The 16186-nt window shown below is 35.3% G+C and carries 14 protein-coding genes, 1 pseudogene and 1 riboswitch; of the genes and pseudogenes, 12 read left to right on the top strand and 3 right to left on the bottom strand.

Annotated features, from left to right (window positions below; translation table 11 throughout):
• Positions 1-10 precede the first annotated feature (10 nt).
• The 8 genes from AC1Q8L_RS17875 to AC1Q8L_RS17840 all read left to right on the top strand — a co-directional run bounded on the left by AC1Q8L_RS17875 (position 11) and on the right by AC1Q8L_RS17840 (position 8168).
• Positions 11-409 carry a DUF1259 domain-containing protein gene (locus tag AC1Q8L_RS17875; protein WP_000589730.1) on the top strand — a complete coding sequence of 133 codons (399 nt, stop codon included), beginning with the start codon at positions 11-13 and terminating at the stop codon, positions 407-409.
• 475 nt (positions 410-884) lie between these two features.
• Positions 885-1304, top strand: coding sequence for a MarR family winged helix-turn-helix transcriptional regulator (locus AC1Q8L_RS17870; RefSeq protein ID WP_001048563.1), 420 nt, complete (start codon positions 885-887; stop codon positions 1302-1304).
• A gap of 327 nt (positions 1305-1631) precedes the next feature.
• Positions 1632-1982, top strand: coding sequence for a DoxX family protein (locus AC1Q8L_RS17865; RefSeq protein ID WP_033657524.1), 351 nt, complete (start codon positions 1632-1634; stop codon positions 1980-1982).
• A 196-nt stretch (positions 1983-2178) separates the two neighbouring features.
• Positions 2179-2484: a monooxygenase gene (locus AC1Q8L_RS17860; protein WP_000323776.1), complete on the top strand. Its 306-nt coding sequence runs from the start codon at positions 2179-2181 to the stop codon at positions 2482-2484.
• 375 nt (positions 2485-2859) lie between these two features.
• Entirely contained in the window at positions 2860-4026 is a 1167-nt protein-coding gene (locus AC1Q8L_RS17855; protein WP_025118565.1) for a serine hydrolase domain-containing protein, read from the top strand.
• Positions 4027-4119: 93 nt separating this feature from the next.
• Positions 4120-6204, top strand: coding sequence for a serine hydrolase domain-containing protein (locus tag AC1Q8L_RS17850; protein WP_016512596.1), 2085 nt, complete (start codon positions 4120-4122; stop codon positions 6202-6204).
• A gap of 551 nt (positions 6205-6755) precedes the next feature.
• Positions 6756-7190, top strand: a complete 435-nt coding sequence (locus tag AC1Q8L_RS17845; RefSeq protein ID WP_002094078.1) for a hypothetical protein — start codon at positions 6756-6758, stop codon at positions 7188-7190.
• Positions 7191-7427: 237 nt separating this feature from the next.
• The gene (locus AC1Q8L_RS17840) at positions 7428-8168 is read left to right on the top strand and encodes a YrrS family protein (RefSeq protein WP_025118563.1); all 741 of its coding nucleotides are present in this window, start codon (positions 7428-7430) and stop codon (positions 8166-8168) included.
• A 1207-nt stretch (positions 8169-9375) separates the two neighbouring features.
• On the opposite strand, the gene AC1Q8L_RS17835 is transcribed toward AC1Q8L_RS17840, so the two are convergent.
• Positions 9376-9507 (bottom strand): hypothetical protein, encoded by a 132-nt coding sequence (locus AC1Q8L_RS17835; protein WP_000416932.1) that lies wholly within the window; start codon positions 9505-9507, stop codon positions 9376-9378.
• Positions 9508-9606: 99 nt separating this feature from the next.
• On the opposite strand from AC1Q8L_RS17835, the pseudogene AC1Q8L_RS17830 reads away from it, so the two are divergent.
• A pseudogene (locus AC1Q8L_RS17830) lies at positions 9607-9794 on the top strand (hypothetical protein).
• A gap of 249 nt (positions 9795-10043) precedes the next feature.
• Here the strand turns inward: AC1Q8L_RS17830 and AC1Q8L_RS17825 are convergent.
• Positions 10044-10436 (bottom strand): VOC family protein, encoded by a 393-nt coding sequence (locus AC1Q8L_RS17825; protein WP_001145271.1) that lies wholly within the window; start codon positions 10434-10436, stop codon positions 10044-10046.
• Between the two features lie 111 nt (positions 10437-10547).
• On the opposite strand from AC1Q8L_RS17825, the gene AC1Q8L_RS17820 reads away from it, so the two are divergent.
• Both AC1Q8L_RS17820 and AC1Q8L_RS17815 read left to right on the top strand, forming a co-directional pair.
• A complete protein-coding gene (locus tag AC1Q8L_RS17820) occupies positions 10548-12857 on the top strand; it encodes an AAA domain-containing protein (RefSeq protein WP_002094077.1) in 2310 nt (769 codons plus the stop codon).
• 76 nt (positions 12858-12933) lie between these two features.
• Positions 12934-13035: riboswitch (SAM riboswitch) on the top strand.
• A gap of 88 nt (positions 13036-13123) precedes the next feature.
• Positions 13124-14329, top strand: a complete 1206-nt coding sequence (locus AC1Q8L_RS17815) for a M20 family metallopeptidase (protein ID WP_000501366.1) — start codon at positions 13124-13126, stop codon at positions 14327-14329.
• A gap of 166 nt (positions 14330-14495) precedes the next feature.
• On the opposite strand, the gene AC1Q8L_RS17810 is transcribed toward AC1Q8L_RS17815, so the two are convergent.
• On the bottom strand, positions 14496-14936 hold the full coding sequence (locus AC1Q8L_RS17810; protein WP_001181724.1) for an Lrp/AsnC family transcriptional regulator: 441 nt from the start codon (positions 14934-14936) through the stop codon (positions 14496-14498).
• 167 nt (positions 14937-15103) lie between these two features.
• Between AC1Q8L_RS17810 and AC1Q8L_RS17805 the strand changes: the two genes are divergently transcribed.
• Positions 15104-15868 (top strand): SDR family oxidoreductase, encoded by a 765-nt coding sequence (locus AC1Q8L_RS17805; protein ID WP_000792677.1) that lies wholly within the window; start codon positions 15104-15106, stop codon positions 15866-15868.
• Positions 15869-16186: the final 318 nt, after the last annotated feature.

Genomic DNA, 16186 nt, shown 5'->3' with positions numbered 1-16186 from the left:
AAAAGGGGGGATGATTAAAGGTATGGCGTTTAATGATGAATTAATTTGTCAACAGTTTGCAAGAATTATCGGCGGGCAAGAAGGATTCGCCGGTGGGAAATGCGTGGCAACAATAAACAGGGATGAAATACGAGCAACAATCTTAGGAAAACGTTTTAGAGTAACAACTTCCTTTTCATTCGAATCACGAGACAATAAAACTGGACGGGCATTATGCCTAGGCCGAGTAGCACTCTTACAAAAAGAAGTCACTGAATTTGTGGCGACAATTATTAAACAAGGAATAATCGTTTCGTCTATACACAATGAGTGGTTATGTGATGATCCAAATTTGATTTACGTTAATATCGAAGACGTTGATGATCCACTAAATTTTGCAAGAAAAGTGAGAAGAGCGTTATGCACGTAATCAATTTCTTTAGTTAAACGAGTGATTATATTAAATTGAAAAGTTCAGCGTGTTGGATGGTTTTATAAAACGAAAGAAGGTGTTTCATATTTGGAATGCCTTTTCTTTATGTTTTCGTTACTAATGTGGGTGGTTAACGGATTATATGCTGTTTATCTTGCAACAGCAAAAACTGGACGAGGTATCTTTAAAAGTTTTTGACTGTCCGTATATACCATATTTTATCAAATGTTATTAGCATATCATAAAACGACAGGGGAGAAATCGCCAGAGAAATACGTCAAATTAGTCATTCCTTCTATAATCTAAGGGGACGTTTTTGTTTTCGAAAAATAATAGGTAAATCATTTGACAATTAAAATAATCTACTTTAATATATATGCTATAGCATATATATGGTGAAACAAATACATTCATTGTGAATGATTGACTGGTATGCTATATCCATTTATATCTTAATTTATAGAGGTGATATATGAACTTACATGATTTAATAGGCTATCTTGTTCATCGTACTGATGTGAAAATGACCAACTATTTTACGAAGAAATTAAAGCCTTATGGAGTTACGCCAGAGCAGTGGGGGATTATTAGTGTTCTTTGTAGCCAAAGGAGCACTACTCAAAAAGAGTTGGCGGAAGCTATTGATAAAGATCAAACTACTGTTGTTAGAATGATACAGTCAATGGAGAGAAAAGGGATTGTAAAGAAGGCTTTGAATGACCAAGATAGGCGTTCACATAACCTTTTTTTAACTGAAAAAGGTGACGAGTTAAAGAAAACAATCTTGCCTGTAGTGAAAGACGCTCACCATTTCGTTACGAGTAATTTGAGCGAGGAAGAAATTAAAGTATTACAATCGTTATTAAACAAATTGTATGATACACACTATTAATATTTGTTCCTTATTGATGCTACGCTATTCATAAGGAACAAACTTTGTTTTAGGTATTACATATGCTATAGCATATAATTTTTGTTTGGACGAATGGGAAGATAACTTTATTTTGTATGATATCTGATTCAGGGTCACTTTTTTGCCTAGTACCAGTCAAATTTTTGTATTATATATGCTATAGCATATAATTTTCGGCCCTTTAATATTGAGAAGGGTAATGTAAATTGAAGCGACTTCCATACGGGTAATCTCAGGAAATAGGGTAAAGGTAGTGACTACTACCTGAACAATACTGAGTTTTTATCAAATAATAACAAAGGTGTGATTACTATTTTAATTTTCATCAATATTGTAAAAGTAGTGTTGTTTCTGTTCTTTTTAATGACAGGAACGAAAATTATATCCGGGAAAATGGCAGATGAATTCAAACGATTTGGTTTACCTTCGTTTTTTAATTTCTTAACTGGAGCTTTTGAGATTGTAGGAGCGATTGGAATGTTGATAGGAATTTGGATTCCAACAGTAGCTTTATTAGCAGGATTGTTATTAGGCGGTACGATGCTTGCAGCCGCATTAACTCTAATTGTATTAGCGAGAGATCCCTTTAAGAAAGCAATACCTGCACTTGTTTTGTTTGTCCTTAGTTTAGGGATAAGTTTGTATCACATTTTTTAAACATAACTGAAAACTATTAAACTTTCACTTTATGCGTTCAAGTTACTATCGTTTTGTGATTATGTTACAAATAGGGGGATTCTCCAATTAGTGCTTGAATAATAATAGCAATACGAATTTAGACATTACGATCATTCGGATCATAATCAGTAAAAGAATGGCAAGAATTTTATATTAAAAATAGGAGTGAGTGAAAATGGCATATTTATTACAAGTTGATTTTCCGTTTGAAGGTCCTTTTGGTGAAGAAATGAAAAAAGGATTTTGGGATTTAGCAAATAGTATTAACGAAGAAGAAGGATTCCACTGGAAAATATGGACTGAGAATGAAGAAACAAAAGAAGCTGGAGGCATTTATATATTTGAAGAAAAACAAGATGCTGAAAAATACGCGGAAATGCACAAGAGCAGACTTGAAGCAGCTGGTGTTAAAGATATTAGAGTAAGAATTTTTAACATCAATGAAAAATTAACGGAACTGAATCGTGGGTATATTAAATAATTTCGACAGTTGGAGCAAGCGTAAAAAGGAGGGGGATAATCCCCTCTTTTTTTAATTCTTAAATTGATGGTAAGGGGGCTCACATAAAAAACAATCAATTATAAAAGTGATTTTGAACGTAAGGAATTTGTAAGGAAGAGGTAAGAAAAAAGAGATTTTCCTTGTGTAAGATGAAAATGGAAAGAAGAGTGAGAGGAGAAAAATACTATATATTTCTATAAAAAACAAATCAATTAATAAGACTTGTTTGGAGGAAAAGAGACATTACAGATTCAATGTCGTCCTTTTGCAGTGGGTTAAGAAGAAAGCTGTGTGATTAGTTCCAAACAGCAAATAACCATTTATACAATATGAATAGGGGAGAGGATTATTTTGATGAAAAAGCATCGTCAAATTACATGTACAGGTTTAGCCCTTTTAATAACTGGAGGTTCCCTGTTTTATACAACTCCAACCTCAAGTGTAAAAGCGGAGTCCATTCAAAATGTATCTAGTTCGTTACAAACAAGCAACCAAAGAAATCGAAATTCCGTCAAAGAGGCCATGCAGGATACATTGAAACTTGGATATCCAGGGATACTTGCTAAAACTTCTGAGGGTGGAAAAACATGGAGTTATGCGACTGGTGTAGCTGATCTGAGTAACAAGAAAGCAATGAAAACAGATTTTCGTTTTCGGATTGGCAGCGTGACAAAGACGTTCACTGCAACAGTTGTGCTTCAATTAGCAGGAGAAAACCGCCTAAATCTAGACGATTCTATTGAAAAATGGTTGCCTGGTGTCATTCAAGGGAATGGATATGATGATAAACAAATTACTATCCGGCAATTATTGAATCACACAAGTGGTATCGCTAATTACACAAGGTCAAAGGATTTTAATATGATGGATACAAAAAAATCCTATACTGCTGAAGGATTAGTAAAGATGGGAATATCCATGCCTCCAGATTTTGCTCCAGGAAAGAGCTGGTCGTATTCAAATACAGGATATGTATTACTAGGAATTCTTATTGAAAAAGTAACTGGGAACAGCTATGCGGAAGAGATTGAAAATCGAATTATTGAACCACTTGAATTAGCGAATACATTCTTACCTGGAAATTCAAGCGTCATTCCAGGAACCAAGCATGCCCGTGGATATATCCAATTAGACGGAGCAAGTGAGCCGAAAGATGTTACTTATTATAACCCAAGTATGGGGAGCTCGGCCGGAGATATGATTTCTACAGCTGATGATTTAAACAAATTCTTTTCTTATTTACTTGGAGGCAAATTACTGAAAGAACAGCAACTAAAGCAAATGCTTACAACAGTCCCTACAGGAGTAGATGAGCTTGGCGATTCCGGGCTTGGAATTTTCAAAATGAAGCTTTCAAACGGTGAATCGATATGGGGGCATGGAGGAACCATTCCTGGCTTTTTAACTTTTGCTGGGGGCACACTTGGAGGCAAGCATACATTGGCCGTCAATTTGAACAGCCTTATAGCTGATAGTCCTCCTCCTTTTAAAAATATTTTACTTGCTGAATTTAGCAAGTAGTCTAAAAGTAAAAACGGGTAAAATTTATCATAGTTTCATAGTTAAACAAATTAATGATGAAAACGATCAATTATTTAAGGAGGTAATTCCGTGATGAAAAATAAGCTAACTGGTGTGTTAGCTACTGCATTAGCGATAACTATGATTCTACCAACAGGAGCGAAAGCATTTTCTGAAAGTAAGACTACTGTTGTAACTGGTGAAGAAGTAGCTAGTCAGGAACTAAAGAAGATTGCAGCAGAGAAGGCGGAGCTACTTACAAAGTCTCATGAAGCGAATAGCGTGCAGTATGCACTAATTGATAATGGAAAACTTATTTTGTCGGGTCAGGCTGGCAAGAACGATATGGAAGGGGAAAAGCCGCTAACCAAAGATACTTTATACGGGATTGGTTCAGTTAGTAAAATGTATGCAACAGCGGCTGTAATGAAATTGGTCGATGAAGGAAAAGTCGATTTAGATGCTCCTGTTGTCCGCTATGTTCCTGATTTTAAGATGAAAGACGGTCGATATAAACGTATTACACCACGTATGTTATTGAACCACTCCTCTGGATTGCAAGGTTCTACGTTAGGTAATGCATTTTTATTTAACGATAATGATACCTATGCCCATGATACCTTGTTACAACAATTGTCAAATCAAAACTTGAAGGCGGACCCTGGTGCTTTCTCGGTATACTGTAACGATGGCTTTACGCTGGCCGAAATTTTGGTGGAAAGAGTTAGTGGTATGGGCTTTACCGAATATCTACATCAAAGCTTTACAGGACCCTTAAAGATGAATCATACGAAAACGCCGCAGGACAAATGGAGGGATGAAAATCGGGCTGGACTATATTTCCCGGCGTACCAAGGACAACTTCCAATTGAATCGGTGAATGTTATTGGTACGGGAGGCATATCTTCTACGGCAGAAGATATGGTGCGATTCTCACAACTATTTATGGGACAGGGAAAAGGAATCCTCTCTGATAAGGTAGTCAAGGCGATGGAGCAAGATGAATATAAAAAAGGAATGTGGCCGGGGGATGGTGATAATATTTTTAACTATGGTCTTGGCTGGGATAGTGTGAAACTATACCCATTCAGTGAATATGGGATCAAAGCTTTGACTAAGGGCGGCGATACGGCACTGCAACATGCTATATTAGTCGTGCTTCCGGAACAGAAAATAGCAGCGGCTGTATTGACATCTGGTGGACGGAGCTCTACAAATCAGCTAATGGCAACTGAATTGCTGCTCGCTACGCTTAAAGAAAAAGGTACTATTAAGGAAATCAAGCCGAACAAATCCTTTGGTAAGCCGGTCAAAGTCAAAATGCCTCAAGGCGTAGCAAAGAAAGCTGGATTTTATGGTAATAGCGAAACTCATTTCAAGATTGAAATTACGAAGAACGGTGAACTATTCTTACCATCTAATCCACAAGAAAAATATGTATATACTGCTGATGGAAGCTTTATTAATGAGGGGGGTACTTCCAAGCTCAACTTCGTAACCGAGAAGAATGGAAGAACTTATTTGAAGGAGAGCGCATATAAATCGCATCCAGGTTTAGGGCAAAGTGTGATGACCCACTATTTAGCTGAGAAACTAGAAGACAACGTGCTTTCGAAGAAAACCGCTGCTGCATGGGCAAAGAGGGAAGGTGTCAAGTTTTATCTTGTGAACGAGAAATTTAGTTCTATTCAATATCTCGTTCAACCGAAACTTCTTAGTACTCAAATTACTCGCAAGGAAGGCCCAGCAGGCTATTGGGATGGCAGAAAAATTACAGGTCCGAACACCGCGGTGCATCAGATCCAAGTACCCGTGATGAATGGTCGTGATACGACGGAAACGCATTTCTATACAGAAGGCGGCAATGAATATATGGAGATGGCTGGATTGTTATACGTAAGTGAATCTAATGTAAAACCAATTGATGTAGGCCAATCATCCAAAGTTACGTTGGATGCAAATGGACATGCGAAATGGTTTACAATTCCACAAGCGGCAACAGACAAAAGGATGACCGTAACGCTGCCATCAAATGGTTCATTTGCGGTGTATGATGAGAAGGGAGTTTGCGTCAACTTCACCATTGTGAGTGGCAATAACAAGGTGGAACTTCCGAAGAACGGAACAATCGTATTCGCTGGGGCACCGAAATCGGAATTTGCAATCTCGGTGAACTAGCTATAATTTAAGATGATCTTAAACAAAACCAGTACGGTACAGAAAAGATGTATTACTGGTTTTGTTTGTATTTATGCATTCTCAATGAAAAAACTTGAATAATATCACTCTCAAGCACTATAAAAACATCAAAACTAGAAAATTAGTATCTCTAGAAGATGTACAGTTTTTTGGGAGTTGAATAATTTTAACAGCGTAGAGAGATTAAATTTCTACTCTTTTTCTTCTTAATTGGGGTACGACCTCAATTAAGAAGGTTTCTTCAATTAATAGAAATGTATGTACATACACATTGTATTTTCATTCCATAACTTTTAAAATTTTGTTCACGATAGTTTGATATTGTAAAAAAAGAAAATATGTGGCACGACATCACTTTGTTTTTTATATAGCTTTGTAATTAAACTATAGTATTATATTTTTTCTTCATTATTGAAATTAGTAATAATAAAATGTATTATTGAAAAGCACAATTTATAATTCAAGTAATCAAGCATATGTACCTATAATAATTTGAACATTCAGAAATTATAATATTGTCTAAAAACGAGGTGAGATTCATAGAAACAGTACATATTAAGTGGTATGGCATGTATAGTATAAATGACTTTTATAATAGGGAAGAAGCTTCTAAGAAGGGGATATTTGCAATCTCTAGAGTATATGCTAAGAATGTAACATTGCTCTATATAGGACAAACCAAAAGAAGCTTTATACAAAAGATAAGAGAACTTAATAAAGAGTGGACTTTTGATGAGAGCGAATTAAAAATTACATTAGGAATAATAGAATTTCCTAGTGGTGAAATTTACTCTGAAAAGAAGGTAAAAGAGATAAAATCTCTTTTGATTTTACGACATACCCCATTAGAAAACGAAACATCTTTATTATACTATAGAGGGAAATTTAATTTAAAAATTATAAATAAGGGAAGAAGAGGCTTAATTGTTAAAAAGCTTTCTACAGGAGATCTAATGTGGACGTAATTGGAATCATCTTTGAATAAAATTGAAGGTTTCTTAAGTGCAGAAGCTTATCAATTTTTAATGTATTAAACTATTTTGAATAACATATGTCAGATACTTGAAAAAACACAAATTATATTATGATATGAAATCCTGTATGGAAAGTGTAGTTTATTTCTATTGTTTAATAAAAATATTAAGAATTTTAGGGATAATACATAAAGAGTAGAGGAGAAAGTAAAAACGGAGGTTTGAAGAATGGGACAAGTAAGCAGATTTCAAGAAAAACAACAGAATCGTCGTCAAAAGGCAATTTTTAATATTGCATTTACTTTGGTATTAGTGACAGTTGGTATAGTGACATACCAGTTGTTTACCCCTTCTAATACATCAAAGAAAGCAATTGCTCAAGAAAAGAAAGTAACAAAGATAGAAGAGAAGAAAACTGAAGATAAAGAAGCAACAAAGATAGAAGAGAAGAAAACCGAAGATAAAGAAACAGCAAAGATAGAAGAGAAGAAAACTGAAGATAAAGAAATGGCAAAGATAGAAGAGAAGAAAACTGAAGATAAAGAAACAGCAAAGATAGAAGAGAAGAAAACTGAAGATAAAGAAGCAGCACAGTTAGAAGGGAAACAAAAAGTAGAAAAATCGGTAAAAACGAGCGGAAATGAAAATAAAGAGGAAGAAAAAACGGTATCTCAAGAAAAGGATTCTCAAACTAATCCTTCATGGAAGCCAATTGGTACAGAGCAAGGAGCAAAACCTGAAATGAAATTTAAAGAAGGAACAGTAGATTGGAGTGAGATGAAAAAAGCAATCTCTTATGCTGTTAATGTTCCAGAGAGCCAATTGATTTTCGATTTTATTGGAAATAATGGTAATAATAAAGCCTACGGTAATGTACGAGATAAACAAAGTAATAAAAAATATAAGGTTAATATTGATTGGATAGAGAATCAAGGGTGGAAACCAGCATCTGTACAAGTGGTAAAATAAAGAATAGAAATGTAATTATATGTTTAAAAGTTTATACTTGTAAAAACTCATAAAAGAGTTTGTTTCAATCAGGACTCTTTTTGTTATGTTGACAGCATTAATTACTCAGGCTCAATTGTGAGATCCTGATGCAGACAAAGTTTGAAGTTTATTAAAATCTACCTGATTTAGTGCTTCGAAAGGTTCAAAATTGCATTTTTAAAGCACTAAATAATTTATGGTACCTTTTGAAATATTTTTGGTCTCATTTCATTAGAAACAATTTCGTCTATATAACTAAAAAATGTATTATAATATCTATTGAACAGATGAATAGGATAACAATTACCTGCTGTTAGCAAGTTGCAGTATATCTAATGAAAAGATCACTTGTTTCTAAGACAAGTGATCTTTTCATATACATTTCCTTTACTTTACTATTTTTGAAATTGAATAGATATTTCAATCTGTGTAATTACAATAGACTTGATTAAAATTAAAACTGCAACAAGGATAATACCGTCCATATTTGTAGTAAGAAATATATATATAATATCTTAATGCAAGGTTGGCCTATATTCTATGAAGATATTAAAAGATTATAGGAAACACTGAGAAACCGGAATTATTTTTATTACAATATTTATGCATATTTAGGTCTAAATAGCTGGGTATTAGCTAAGAAACTTGAGATATTAGACTCCTATTAAGTTAAAAATGGCCTTAAGTATATTTCCCATAAAGAAAATTATGTAAATAAGCTGTCCATATGGGCAGCTTATTGTATTTTTTGGCTTAGCTTGTTTTTTCCGAAGTGCTGGCGCTTCCTCTACAAGTATTCTTGCATTTAAATTATTTTTAATATATTATATTTATATGGTTATATAGAAATGGACGTATACAAAAAGACTCAAATCTATTAATAAGATTTAAGTCCTTTTCAAAGATAAAAAGATTGTACCGAAATGGAATAAAACTTATACTTTTCTTTTTAATATGTATCTAGTAAAAAGACATTTTTCATCAATAAAATTGTATTTTCAATATAAACGGAAGTTTATTTATTTTCAATGATAGGAAATAGTGGGTCTAGAACATAGAGGAACAAGGAAACATATAGAGAAATCTGAAGAACCTGAAAACTATTGTATGTAGTTTGTTCATCTCAAGTACAATAAAAGAGTCTTACCTCTGTAGGCAAGACTCCACTAGTGTAGCTGTATAATATTTACATATCAACTAAAAAACAGAAACCATATAACACCAAGTAGCAGAATCCTAATATTCCTCCTACAGCTAATACTTGTTTAAACCAACTCTTAAATTTTATATTACTGTAAATATCTTGAACTTTTTCCATATTTCCTCCTATTAAAGCGAACCCTTAAAGACTCTCACTTCGTTATGGTACCATTAAAGAATGGCTAATAGAGGTCAAATATTGTCAAAACGTATAAATATGCAATATTGCATACAGAAATGTATTGTTACAAATGTAAGCGTTTACTATAATAAGTGTATAAAGTTTAATCACATCCCAGTACTAACAAAAGAGGAGGAAATAATATGGAAATCGCAATGGCAGTTTTAAAATTTATAGGTGGAGCAATCCCATTAGTTCAAGAGCTTCTAAAAGCATTTATGTAAATTCACTATTTAGCAATTATTTATAAAAATTATCATTCGTATGAGTAAAGCCCCTTTAACAATATTAGGGGGCTTTTTAAATTTCTACATATTTAAGGTTACGTCACATCAATATCAAGTTAAAAGTAAATTTTAAGAATAAACCTATAGAGGATATTTTATAGTGAATCAAGATCCTTTTACAAAGTTGTAGGCATTAAACTCCTACGGCTTTTATTATACTTTATTGAAGTAAAAAGTCTCTTCAGATTATCTCTCCGTTTCAAAAAACTCAATCCACTCCCCATCAGGACCAGCGAAGAATATGTAACGTGTTCCATCTGGTAATGTTTCGATTTCTTCTCCTAGTAAAAAGGTTACTGCGTGTTTCTTTAGTCTCTCGATTTCATCTTCTAATGAATCTACCTTAAAGCAAATGTGATGTACTTTTCCTTCTGCTGGCAAGGAAGAATTGTAGCCTTCAATTAATTCGAGTATCGTTTCTTTCGATTCTTCCACACCTAAAAAAGCGAGTTTTAAGTCTGGATTCGGGTGCCCCATACGTTGAAGGAGCTGTAAGCCGACTACTTCTTCATAAAATGAGATAGATGCTTCTAAGTTTGCAACCATAAGTCCTACGTGTTCAATTCTTCTAACTGGCATGTAGATTCCTTCTTTCTGAAAATTATATACAATATATTATTGAAAATTAAGAAAATAAGCAAGATAAAAACCTTACAAATTTTAGCGTGTTGTATGGTATAGTGAGAAAGTATGTTTGGGGAGAAGGAAGGAGATTATACGATGAATACACCTACTCAAACTCCTTCATTATCAGAAACGATGAAAGAGTGGCATTATGCATTAGCATATGAAATTAAACATTGGAAAACGATAGGTGGTAGTAAAATTTCTATCATGAACGGTCGTTTTTTATATACAGATTATGAGAATACAGTGTATGTATTTCAGCTTATTTCGGAAGTAAGCTTACCTGAAGGTTCACCAATTCGAATTGAGTTCGATGGTGAGGAAGCGACAGGAGAAGTATTATCTGTACATGGATTAGAAATAGAACTGAAATTAAATGATTATATACAAGGTGAAATAAGAGAAGCGGTTTTATACAGTGAACCGTGGCAACTTTTAGAGCAACTGCAAGAGCGATTGAAAGAAGCACGTAAAGATAAGCTAAAACGTAATCGTATAAAGCGTCTCGTTGATGGGACGAGCAGTCCGAAACATATTGAGAAGATGAAAAATCCGAAAAATGAACTGGCATATCGCGCATTTTACAATCCGACAACGTACGTATGGGGACCACCTGGAACAGGGAAGTCTTACAATTTATCACGTATTATTTCGGCTCATTATCAAAAAGGAAAATCGGTACTTGTGTTAGCTCATAGTAACGCGGCAGTAGACGTATTAATGAGTGAAGTAACGAAGCAAATTGAAAAGAAAAAGAAATGGACGCCTGGCGAAATTGTTCGTTACGGTTATAGTCAGCATGAACATATACGAAATCATGAAACGTTACTTGCATCGAAATTAGTTGAAACGACGAACGGATCATGGGGTGAGGAAAGACTCTACTTAGAAGAGACACGCCAAGATCTTCGTGAAAAAATCTTATCGTATAAAGCAACATCTGCCGATAAGAAGCGTATACAAGAGATTGAAAGTGAGCTTCGAAAGCAAAAGGCGAAAATTAAAGAAGTAGAAAAAGAATATATTGAAAATGCGAAAGTAATTGGTGCAACTTTATCGAAATGTGCCATTGATTCACTTATTTATGAGCGTACATTCGATTTAGTTGTCGTAGATGAAGTGAGTATGGCGTTCGTTCCGCAAATCGCATTAGCTGCTTCACTTGGGAAACGTATCGTCGTTTGCGGTGACTTTTTACAGTTACCTCCAATTGCGATGGCGAACCATGAACTCGTTCGCAAATGGCTTGGGGAAGATATGTTTTACCATGCTGGGATTGTTGAGTCTGTTAATAAATCAGAAGCACACCCAAACCTATTTATGTTGCAGGAACAAAGACGTATGCATGCGGATATATCGAAGTTTACGAATTCGTTTATTTATAAAAATAGAGTATACGATCATCCGTCTGTTTCAGAGCGTAAAGAACTTGCGCAATTGCAGCCGTTCGCAAATGAAGCGAGTGTTTTATTTGATACGAGCCAAATGGGAGCTTTTTCGTTAAAAGATGCTGCTTCTGGTTCCCGTTTTAACATTATGTCTGGTTTAGTAGCGATGCAAATGATGTTAATCGGATTGTTAGACGGTGTTCAGTCGATTGGTGTTGTGACACCTTACAGGGCGCAGTCACGCTTTTTATCGACGTATATTAGAGAAATGTTGCAGAGAACGAAATATCAAAACATACCAGTTTTAGCGGCGACAGTTCATAAGTTTCAAGGTTCTGAAAGAGATATGATGATCTTTGATACGGTTGACAGTTATCCGCAAGAACGACCTGGCGTGTTATTCTTTGACCATAAAAATCATCGCCTCGTCAATGTAGCAGTGACAAGGGCGAGAGGGAAGTTCATTCAATTATCAGATTGCCATTATATGCGTAAAAATCTTTCTAGAAAACAAGCGTTATCACAATTAACAGCTCATATAGAACGTCACGGAGATGTGTATGATCGCACGACATCAAGACAATTGTGGGAACGGAAAATTTCGAAACGTTTACGCTGGTTTATGGAAATGAATCTTGAAGAGCCGAAAGGGCTATTAAAAGATATTTTAGCCGCAAAACGAAAAATTATTATTTCACTGCCAAGTACGAAACAAGTAGATAAACGAGTATGGCAAGCGTTAATGCGTACAAATGCACAAATAACAGTTTATAGTGATGGACCAGTTCCGCTGAAAAATGTAAAGTTACAAAGACAAAATAAAGCATTCCCATTCTTAGTAATTGATGATGAAATCTTCTGGGCAGGCGCACCGCTTACATCTCAAATGATATTTGAAGGTAGTACGGAATTTCCGTACGTATGTGCAAGACTGCAAGCACCTGAGACAATTGGTGTATTAAAAGGATTTTTAGATATTCGGTAAATTCGGATAGGAATTCCTTGACTTTTACTTGGAATGAACTTAGAATAAAAAATAATTTAATATAATTTTATGAAAATTCTTATCACGAGAGGTGGAGGGACTGGCCCTATGATACCTCGGCAGCGGATTCGTTATGAATACTGTGCCAATTCCAGCAAGGTAACTTGAAAGATAAGAAAGAAGCTCATTTTGACTGTATATACAGAAGCCTCTTTCTATCTTTTAGAAAGAGGCTTTTTTACGTGAAAATAAAAGGAGGAAGAACAATGGGAGCGACAGGAGTAACGTCACAAAGAAAAACAATTGAAGAGAGTATCGAAAGAAATAAGGAAAAGTACATAGAAACAAGTCATGATATTCATGCGAATCCAGAGATTGGTAACCAAGAGTTTTACGCATCTAGGACGTTAAGTTTATTGCTAGGCAGTGCAGGATTTCAGTTGCAGCACAATATAGCTGGACATGAAACGGGGTTTATTGCGCGAAAAAGTTCTGGAAAACAAGGACCGGCAATTGCATTTTTAGCGGAGTACGACGCTTTACCAGGATTAGGCCATGCGTGTGGTCACAATTTAATTGGCACAATTAGCGTTGCAGCAGCAATTGCATTATCAGAAACACTTGAAGAAATTGGCGGGGAAGTTGTCGTGTTTGGTACACCAGCAGAAGAAGGTGGGCCAAATGGTAGCGCGAAATCAAGTTATGTAAAGGCAGGTTTATTTAAAGACATTGATGCGGCGCTTATGATTCATCCGAGCGGAAAAACAGCGACAACGAGTCCTTCACTAGCAGTCGATCCACTTGATTTTCATTTTTACGGAAAAACAGCTCACGCTGCAGCTTCACCAGAAGAAGGGATTAATGCATTAGATGCGGTTATTCAGCTCTATAACGGTATAAACGCACTTCGCCAACAACTTCCGTCAGACGTGAGAATTCATGGCGTCATTACAGAAGGCGGAAAAGCACCTAACATTATTCCTGACTATGCCGCGGCTAGGTTCTTCATCCGTGCAGCAACGCGAAAGAGATGCGCGGAAGTAACAGAAAAAGTAAGAAACATTGCTGAGGGAGCAGCGTTAGCAACAGGTGCAAAAGTAAAAATCCATCAATTCCAAAATGAAATCGATGAATTACTCGTAACAAAAACATATAACGATATCGTAGCGGAAGAACTAGAACTATTAGGTGAAGATGTAAATCGTAAAGAAAGAGTAGGGATTGGTTCAACCGATGCAGGAAACGTCAGCCAAGTTGTGCCGACAATTCATCCGTACATTAAAATTGGTCCAGATGACTTAATTGCGCATACGAATGAATTTAGAGAAGCAGCACGTTCAGAACTAGGAGATAAAGCATTAATTACATCGGCAAAAGCATTAGCGAATACAGCGTATCGATTAATTACAGAAGAAGGGTTGTTAGAGAAGATGAAGGAGGAGTTTAGGGAGGCACAGAGGAATCAGGGGTAAGGGGATTAAGGCGCTCTTTTCGAAGAGCAATCTAATTAATAAGTAGAGATATAAAAAGAACATTGAAAAATCAATGTTCTTTTTTGTTTGCTAGTCATTGATTTTGTTGGTTTTTCTCAAGAAAGAGAAAATTTTACTGTTAGTGAGGATAATACGTATCCCTTTATTAGAATGACAATTTCTCCTCGAACTCACTCTTTAAAACAATTAAAGGAGATGATAATCCGAATTGCATTAACGAGTCTAAAAACGCAGCGAGGGAATCCATCGAATCGCTCATGACCTTCATCATATAATTAAATTCCCCGCTAATTCGATATAAATCAGTTACTTCAGGAGCGGCATTACAATATTGGATGAAATCAGAGCATTGGCTCGTTTTAAACATGATGAATGCTTGAATGCTTTTATTAATTTTGGAAGGCTCAAATTTCGTTCGGTAAGCCGCTATAACTCCTTGATCTTCAAGTTTATTCATACGCTCCTTTACAGCAGGTTGCGTCATGGATATAATCCGTCCTATTTCTGAAACAGAAATTCTCGCATTTTCATACAACAAGTTCATAATCTTATGATCGATTTCATCCAGTTTTACTGTGTTTTGCATTGTGTAGCCTCCTTATTTTATTTTCTAAAGTAAAACGTAAGTTATAACTATAATATCATAAGTGAACGAACTGAATTACTTATAAATCTATATTTAAAATTATCGGTGTTTGCATGAAAATATAAGTGTTGGATTTTTTAAACGGAAATTTAGAAAGGATGGAAAAAATGAAGAATCTTGATGGGAAAGTAGCGTTAGTAACAGGGGCGAGTCGCGGTATTGGTCGTGCGATTGCAATGAGATTGGCAAACGACGGTGCATTAGTTGTGATTCACTACGGACGAAATAAGGCAGCTGCAGATGAAACAATTAGTGAGATTGAATCTAATGGAGGAAAAGCATTCTTAATTGAAGCAGAACTCAATTCAATTGATGGTGTCAAGAAGCTAGTAGAACAATTGAAGAATGAATTACAAGTAAGGGTTGGTACATCAGAGATTGATATTTTAGTAAACAATGCAGGGATAGGTACACAAGGAACGATTGAAAATACGACAGAAGAAGTTTTTGATGAAATTATGTCTGTAAATATTAAGGCACCGTTCTTCTTAATTCAGCAAACATTGCCGTTACTACGAGCAGAGGGGCGTATTATTAACATTTCATCAGCTGAAGTACGACTTGGTTTTACAGGCTCAATTGCATACGGCTTAAGTAAAGGTGCATTAAATACGATGACACTTCCTCTAGCTAAACATCTCGGAGAAAGAGGTATAACAGTGAATACAATTATGCCTGGATATACGAAGACAGATATTAATGCAAAATTGCTAGATGATCCGGAAATACGAAGTTTTGCTACGAATTCATCTGTGTTCGAACGAATAGGGCAAGTTGAAGATATTGCAGATGCAGTAGCATTCCTTGCTTCTGCTGATAGCCGCTGGATAACAGGGCAGATTTTAGATGTTTCTGGAGGGTTTTGTTTATAGGGGCACTACTCCATACCCATCAAGCTAATCAAGTAAATTACTAGATATGAAACGATCCTTGTTTCATATCTGGTAATTTATAGAAAGATAGGCATGCTAAAGAAGTCTATTAAAACGTGATTTTTTGGCTAGGCAACTTGAATAAGGGGGCATTTCTTTTTCTTAAGTTGATGGGTATGTATGGTGACCTCTATTAGACGATAGTGAATTAACAATTTCGGGGTTCAGTTCAACTTTATTCAAAATAAGATTTTTTTTGCAGTAAAATCAATGTTAGTGGAACTTTTTTAAACAAACTTTTTTCTAAATTAACATAAA

This window comes from Bacillus sp. GW823-FHT06A11 (genome assembly GCF_058795355.1).
Note: the sequence above shows the minus strand (reverse complement) of the source record. Positions and strands in the feature narration are given on the sequence as shown.